At 71.9% G+C, this 6,295-nt stretch carries 5 protein-coding genes and 2 pseudogenes; 3 read left to right on the top strand and 4 right to left on the bottom strand.

Translation table 11 applies throughout. The annotated features are described in order from the left end of the window. Both ACWJ6R_RS27915 and ACWJ6R_RS27920 read right to left on the bottom strand, forming a co-directional pair. Nucleotides 1-255 (bottom strand): annotated as a pseudogene (locus ACWJ6R_RS27915) (STM4014 family protein); the annotation flags it as partial. Further along, the gene (locus ACWJ6R_RS27920; protein ID WP_449065082.1) at nt 252-1,205 is read right to left on the bottom strand and encodes an STM4015 family protein; all 954 of its coding nucleotides are present in this window, start codon (nt 1,203-1,205) and stop codon (nt 252-254) included. The gene ACWJ6R_RS27920 and the pseudogene ACWJ6R_RS27915, both read right to left, overlap by 4 nt. Nucleotides 1,206-1,408: 203 nt before the next feature. Here ACWJ6R_RS27920 and ACWJ6R_RS27925 point away from each other — a divergent pair. The 3 genes and pseudogenes from ACWJ6R_RS27925 to ACWJ6R_RS27935 all read left to right on the top strand — a co-directional run bounded on the left by ACWJ6R_RS27925 (nt 1,409) and on the right by ACWJ6R_RS27935 (nt 3,518). Continuing rightward, a pseudogene (locus tag ACWJ6R_RS27925) lies at nt 1,409-2,790 on the top strand (MFS transporter). A 54-nt stretch (nt 2,791-2,844) separates the two neighbouring features. After that, nucleotides 2,845-3,096: a type II toxin-antitoxin system Phd/YefM family antitoxin gene (locus ACWJ6R_RS27930; protein WP_449065083.1), complete on the top strand. Its 252-nt coding sequence runs from the start codon at nt 2,845-2,847 to the stop codon at nt 3,094-3,096. Then, nucleotides 3,096-3,518 carry a PIN domain-containing protein gene (locus tag ACWJ6R_RS27935; protein ID WP_449065084.1) on the top strand — a complete coding sequence of 141 codons (423 nt, stop codon included), beginning with the start codon at nt 3,096-3,098 and terminating at the stop codon, nt 3,516-3,518. The genes ACWJ6R_RS27930 and ACWJ6R_RS27935 overlap by 1 nt, the downstream gene beginning before the upstream one ends. A 46-nt stretch (nt 3,519-3,564) precedes the next feature. Here ACWJ6R_RS27935 and ACWJ6R_RS27940 read toward each other — a convergent pair whose 3' ends face one another. Next, entirely contained in the window at nt 3,565-4,707 is a 1,143-nt protein-coding gene (locus ACWJ6R_RS27940; protein WP_449065085.1) for a Fic family protein, read from the bottom strand. Between the two features lie 72 nt (nt 4,708-4,779). After that, nucleotides 4,780-6,012: a cytochrome P450 gene (locus tag ACWJ6R_RS27945; protein ID WP_449065086.1), complete on the bottom strand. Its 1,233-nt coding sequence runs from the start codon at nt 6,010-6,012 to the stop codon at nt 4,780-4,782. Nucleotides 6,013-6,295 lie beyond the last annotated feature (283 nt).

Here is a 6,295-nt window from a genome sequence, read left to right on the forward strand (position 1 = left end):
CCAGCGCGCGCCGCCGCCCACCCGGGACGGCTCACCGGGCCCGCGCAGCAGCGCGTCGGCCCCGGGATCCTCGCCGGGCGAGTCGATCCGGACGAGCGTCCCGGGCTCCAGCCGGATCTCCTCGCCGCGCAGTACGGAGGTCCACGGGACCACCTCGGGCGGGCGCAGGCCGTACCGGGTGCAGGCGTCGGCGAACATCGTCACCCGCCGGTCACCGGGCGTGCCGACGACCGCCAGGACCGGATCGCCGCTCACTCCCCCACCGCGACGTAGCGCCACTCGTCGTCGGGGTCCTCCCGCTCGGTCAGGTCGATCTCGACCTCCGGCAGCGCCTTGCGGATCCGCTCGGCCATCGCGTCGCTCAGGTAGTGGTGGTGCAGGTCCAGCCGCTTCAGGTGGGTCAGCGGCTGGCCGGTCAGCAGCGCCTCGGCTCCGGCGTCGGTCAGCACGCCCATCGACTGGGCGAGCGACTCCAGCCGGGCGACGACCGGCGCCGACGCCACGGCGGCCGCGACCTCGTCCTGGATCTCGCTGTCCTGCAGCCCCAGGTGCCGCAGCGCGGGCAGCCGGTCCCCCGACAGGATGCCCTCCAGGTCGGCGACCGTGGCGTCGCCGCCGTAGTCGGAGACGCCGAGCCACAGCTCCAGGTGCTCCAGCGCGGGGAACTCACAGGCGCCCACCGCGCGCACCACCCCGGCGGGCAGCCCGCCGGTCTCGAACCGGAGGATCCGCAGGGCCTCATGCCGGACCGGCCGCAGCTCCAGCCCGCTTCCGCCGCGCACCTCCAGGCGCTCCAGCAGCGGGAACGCCTCCAGCAGCGGCGTGACGTCGCTCTGCTGGATCCAGGAGACCTCGCACTCCTCCGAGTGCATCGCGCCGAGGAAGAGCGAGCGCAGCGCCGGGAACCGCGCCGCGTTGTCGGTGAGCAGCCCGACGACCGCGGAGCTGTCCTCCTCGTAGGCCTCCGTCCACCCGCCGATGATCAACGCTTTGACCTGCGTGGTGTCCACCTTCGCCAGGAAGCGGGCGAACCGCTCCTCGAAGGTCTCCTCGGGGTCGTAGGTCTCCACCGCGATCCGCCACGCCACCCGGTCGGCGGCGGGCAGCTCCCCGCCGTCCTGCTCGGGCGCGTGCGCGATCGACAGTCCGGCGTAGACCCCCTCGGAGAGGTTGCCGACGCTGTCGTTGAACTCGCTGTGGTCCATCCGGGGCTCCTGTCAGGCGGAACGCGACGGACCCGTCCTACCAGAGATCGCCGACACTTTCCGCATTCCGGGGGCACGACCGCGCGGCGGGGAATCAGGCGGTGCGGCCCGTTGTTCGCACGGTCCTGGAACGCGCCCCGCCGCCCGGCCGAGAACCCGGCGGGCGGAGCGGGCCGCGACGGACACCGAGGACGATGATCGCCATGGACGACGGCCGCATCCGGTTCGCCTCGCCCGCCGGGCGGTGGGTCCTGCTCGCCACTGTGCTCGGCTCGGGCATCGCCCTGCTGGACGGCACGGTCGTCAACGTGGCGCTGCCCGCGCTCGGCGCCGATCTGGACGCCGGCATGGCCGGGCTGCAGTGGACGGTCAACGCCTACACGCTCACCCTCGCGGGCCTGATCCTGCTCGGCGGCGCGCTCGGCGACCGGTACGGCAGGCGCCGGGTCTTCCTCGTCGGCGTGGTCTGGTTCGCCCTGGCCTCGGCCCTGTGCGGCCTGGCTCCGAACCTGGAGACGCTCGTCGCGGCGCGCGCCCTGCAGGCGCCGGCGGGGCGCTGCTCACCCCGGGCTCCCTGGCGATCATCCAGGCGTCCTTCGCGCCCGGAGACCGGCCCCGCGCGATCGGCGCCTGGTCCGGGCTGGGCGGGGTGGCGGCGGCGGTCGGGCCGCTGCTCGGCGGGTGGCTGGTGGACGCGGCCGGCTGGCGCTGGGTGTTCCTGATCAACCTGCCGGTGGCCGCGCTCGTGGTGGCGGTCGCCGTACGGCACGTGCCGGAGAGCAGGGACGCCTCGGCCACCGGGCGGTTCGACGTGCTCGGCGCGGTGCTGGCCGCCGCGGCGCTGGCCGGGATCACCTACGGCCTCATCGACCTGCTCCCGCTCCCGCTGATCCTCGGCGCCGCACTGGGCGCGGCGTTCGCCTGGCTGCAGGTCCGGCGCTCACCGGAGGCGCTGGTGCCGGTCGGGGTGTTCGCCTCCCGGGTGTTCACCGCCGTCAACGCCGTCACGTTCGTCATGTACGCCGCGATGGGCGTGGTGTTCTTCCTGCTGGTGGTCCAGCTCCAGGTCTCCTCGGGCTTCTCCCCGCTGCTCGCCGGGTCGGCGATGATCCCGGTGACGGTGCTGATGCTGCTGCTGTCGTCGCGCGCGGGCGAACTGGCCAGGCGGATCGGGCCGCGGCTCCCGATGACCGCGGGCATCCTGCTCTGCGCCGCCGCGCTGCTCTGGATGGCCCGGATCGGCGAGGGCTCCGGTTACGCGGTGGACGTGCTGCTCCCGGTCTCCCTGTTCGGCCTGGGCCTGTCGGCGGCGGTCGCGCCGCTCACCGCGACGGTGCTGGCCACCGCCGAGGAGCGCTACGCCGGGGTGGCCAGCGGCGTCAACAACGCCGTGGCCCGCACGGGGAGCCTGCTCGCGGTGGCCGCGATCCCGCCGCTGGCCGGGCTGACCGGGGACGCCTTCACCTCCCCGGCCGCCTTCACGGCGGGCTTCCACACGACGATGCTGATCGGCGCGGCGATGATGGCGGTCTCGGCGCTGGTCGCCTTCGTCACCATCCGGGAGAACGTGCTGACCACCTCGTAGCCCGGGTCTTGACCGTATAGTCTATGTCTAGACAGACTAGACAGGAGTCGGCTCATGACCGCATGGCAGGTCCAGGAAGCGAAACAGCGCTTCAGCGAGGTCGTGCGGCGCGCGACGGACGAGGGGCCGCAGATCGTCACCCGGCACGGGGAGGAGGTGGCCGTCGTCATCGACGTCGCCGAATACCGCCGGCTCAAAGGCGATGCCCCCGACTTCGCACGCTTCCTCCTCACCGGGCCCGACTGGGACGACGACGTCGAGTTCCCGCGCAGCCGGGACCTGCCCCGAGATGTGGACTTCGACTGATGAGCACCGGTTATCTACTCGACACGAACGTGGTGTCCGAGGCGCGCAAGCGGAACGGAAGCCCTCAGGTCAAGGACTGGATCGGCACCGCCCATGGACCGACGCTCCATCTCAGCAGCCTGACCGTCGGCGAGATCCGCTGCGGAGTGGAGCGCCGCAGGCGCAGCGACCCCGCCCAGGCAGCCGTGCTGGAACGCTGGCTGCACGACCTTCATCGGTGGTTCGTCGACCGCATCGCTCCCGTCACGTCGGAGGTGGCCGAGGAGTGGGGACGGCTGAACGCCGTACGTCCGCTTCCGACCGCGGACGGCCTGATCGCCGCGACGGCCCGGGTGAACGGCTGGACGCTCGTGAGCCGGAACGTCAAGGACTTCGAGGGCACGGGGGTGTCCGTCGTGAACCCGTTCGAGTTGTACGGCTGACGCCGGGAGCTGGGCCCAGAAGAGCCTGCCGGGCGAGAGCGGCGGGCTACTCCCGCCGGTAGGGGTCGCGGAGGGGGGCCAGCCGGGCGGCGAAGTCGGCCTTGATCGCCTCCATCCTCGGGCCGGGGGCGTAGAACCGGCCCTTGGTCTCGCCGTACGGCCGCAGCCAGCCCTTGGCCGTCAGCTCGCGCAGGTCGCGGGCGGCCTGGCCCTGGCTGAGCGACTCGTCCGCCTGGTACATGGTCCGGCGCAGCCGCCGGTTGACGAAGACCTCGTACAGCGCCGAGACGCAGCGGGTGTGCAGGCCGTCGGCGCCGACCCCCTCCTCCAGCACGGTCCACACCTCGCCGGCCTCGCGCAGCCGCTGCCGGACCTTCTGCGCCTGCATGTGGTGGCAGCGGAGGTTGAACCTGACCCAGGGGAGCGTGTCGTCGTGCGGGCTCCACCGCTTCCCGCCGACCTCGCCGAGCACGTTGTAGTAGTCATAGGTCGTACGGCCCTGCCCGAGCCACTCCTCGATCGAGGCGAACTCCGGGGTGAGGATGCGGTCGCGGCCGAGCACCAGGGTCTGCAGCGCCCGGGAGCCCCGGCCGTTGCCGTCCCGCCACGGATGGATCTTCACCAGGTTGAAGTGCGCCATGGCCGCGCGGACGTAGCCGGGGGCGTCCAGGTCGCCCGTGTTGAGCCAGTCGACCAGCTCGTCGAGGAGGCCGGGCACCGTCTCCACGTCCGGTCCCTCGTAGACGACCTCGCCCGTGCCGGAGTCGCTGATGAAGATCGCTCCCGGCCGGACCGTGCCCGGCGACTTGTCCCGGTGGTGGCCGATCATCATGAAGTTCAGCGCGTGCAGCAGCCCCGCGTCGTAGCGGAAGACCGCGGCCCGGGACAGCAGCTGGATGTAGGTCATCGCCTGCTGGTATCCGGCGATCTCCCTGGCCACCCCGGGGGAGGTGTCCAGCGGCTCCTCCCCCGCCATGATCGACCCGATGTCCTCGGCGCTCGCCTGATAGCCCTCGATCGCGTTCGACCCCTGGATGGCCAGCGCCTGCAGGTGCCTGCGGAGCTGGCCGTCCCAGCGGCGCGTCTCGGCGAGCCGGTGCCGCAGGTCGGTGCGCATGTCCTCGATCTCGGCGAGGACCTTCTCGTCTGCCGCGTCCAGCGCGGGCGTGCCGTACAGCATGCCCGCCATGACAACATGAATAAATCATACGGTCAAGCGATTAAATCATTCATCCACCAATGTGCGGTTCGCTGGAAAGGGTCAGAAGGTGAACCTCTGGCTCCGCACGCTGTTGTCGAAGTTCGACAGCAGCAGCTCCGGCTCGCCCACCGACTGCACGTTCGGCAGCCGGGTGAACAGTTCGCGGAACATCGTCCGGATCTCCTGGCGGGCGAGGTTCGCCCCCAGGCAGAAGTGCGGGCCCGGGCCGCCGAAGCCCACGTGCCCCTTGGCGTCGCGGGTGATGTCGAACCGGTCGGCGTCGGGGAAGACCGTCTCGTCGCGGTTGGCCGAGCCGTAGAAGAGCACGACCTTGTCGCCCGGCTTCAGGTGCAGGCCGCGCAGGTCGTAGTCCTCGGTGACGGTCCGCCGGAACTGCATGATGGGCGAGACGTGGCGGACCATCTCCTCGATCGCGCCGCCGATGCGGCCGTCGAAGTCCTCCAAGAGCAGCCGCCGCTGCTCGGGGTTGTCGGTGAGCAGCTTGATGCCGTGCGCCATGGTGTTGCGCGCGGTCTCGTTGCCGGCGACGAGCAGCAGCGCGAAGAACGAGCCGAGCTCGCGGTCGGTCAGCCGCTCCCCGTCCACGTTGGCGGTGACCAGCGCCGAGACCAGGTCTGCGCGGGGCTGCTCGGCCCGCTCCCGGCCCAGGCCGATCACCATGCGCTGCAGGGCGAGCAGGGCGAGCATGTTGCCCACGGCCATCCGCACGGTCCGGGCCAGGCTGGGCCGCACGCCGGTGTAGGCGGTGGAGACGTCCACGTGCCGGTGGACCTGCTCGCGCAGGTCGTCCGGGACGCCCATCATGTCGCAGATGACGTGGATCGGCAGCCGGGCGGCCACCTGCTCGACGAAGTCGCCGCCGGGGCCCGCCGCCACGGCGTCGCCGACGATCCGGGCGCAGGCCTTCTCGATGTCGCCCTGCAGATTGGAGAGCATCTTCGGGCTGAACGCGCGCGAGACGATCCGGCGCAGCCGGGCATGGCGGGGGTCGTCCATGTTGACCATCGACTCGCCGAACACGTGCTTGACCCAGCCCGGCGGCTCGGGACTGCTCGCCGCCGGCTCGCTGGAGAAGACCTTGGCGTTGCGGCTGGCCTCCACCACGTCGGCGTGGCGCACCAGCGCGTAGAACCCGCTGCCGGAGCGGAGCAGCGGCACCCGCTTCTCGGTGAAGAACACCGGCCGCTCCAGCTCTCTCAGCCTCGCGAACGCCTCGTGCCGCTCCTTCGTCGGACGGCGCCAGAACCCCAGATCAGCCAGGTCGATGTCCATCTGCTCATCCTGGCACGCGCTCTACCGAAAGCGGCCACATATCGTTCACGTGGCGGTGGGAGGGCGGTCCGAAACGCTGGAGAACATCCCGGTTATGAGAGCAATGCTCCTCACCTCCGCCGCTCTGGCCGCCGCCCTCGCCTCCCCCGGGTCCCCGGCCCTCCCCGCGACGCCGGCCTCTCCCGTCCCTGTCGCCCCCGCCCCTCCCCGCACCCGTCCAGGGTCCCCCCGCCGGTCCCCTCGCCGGTCCCGCCTTCCCGGTCTCCGCGCGTCCGGTCCCGGC

The sequence above is a fragment of the Planomonospora algeriensis genome, assembly GCF_977012225.1.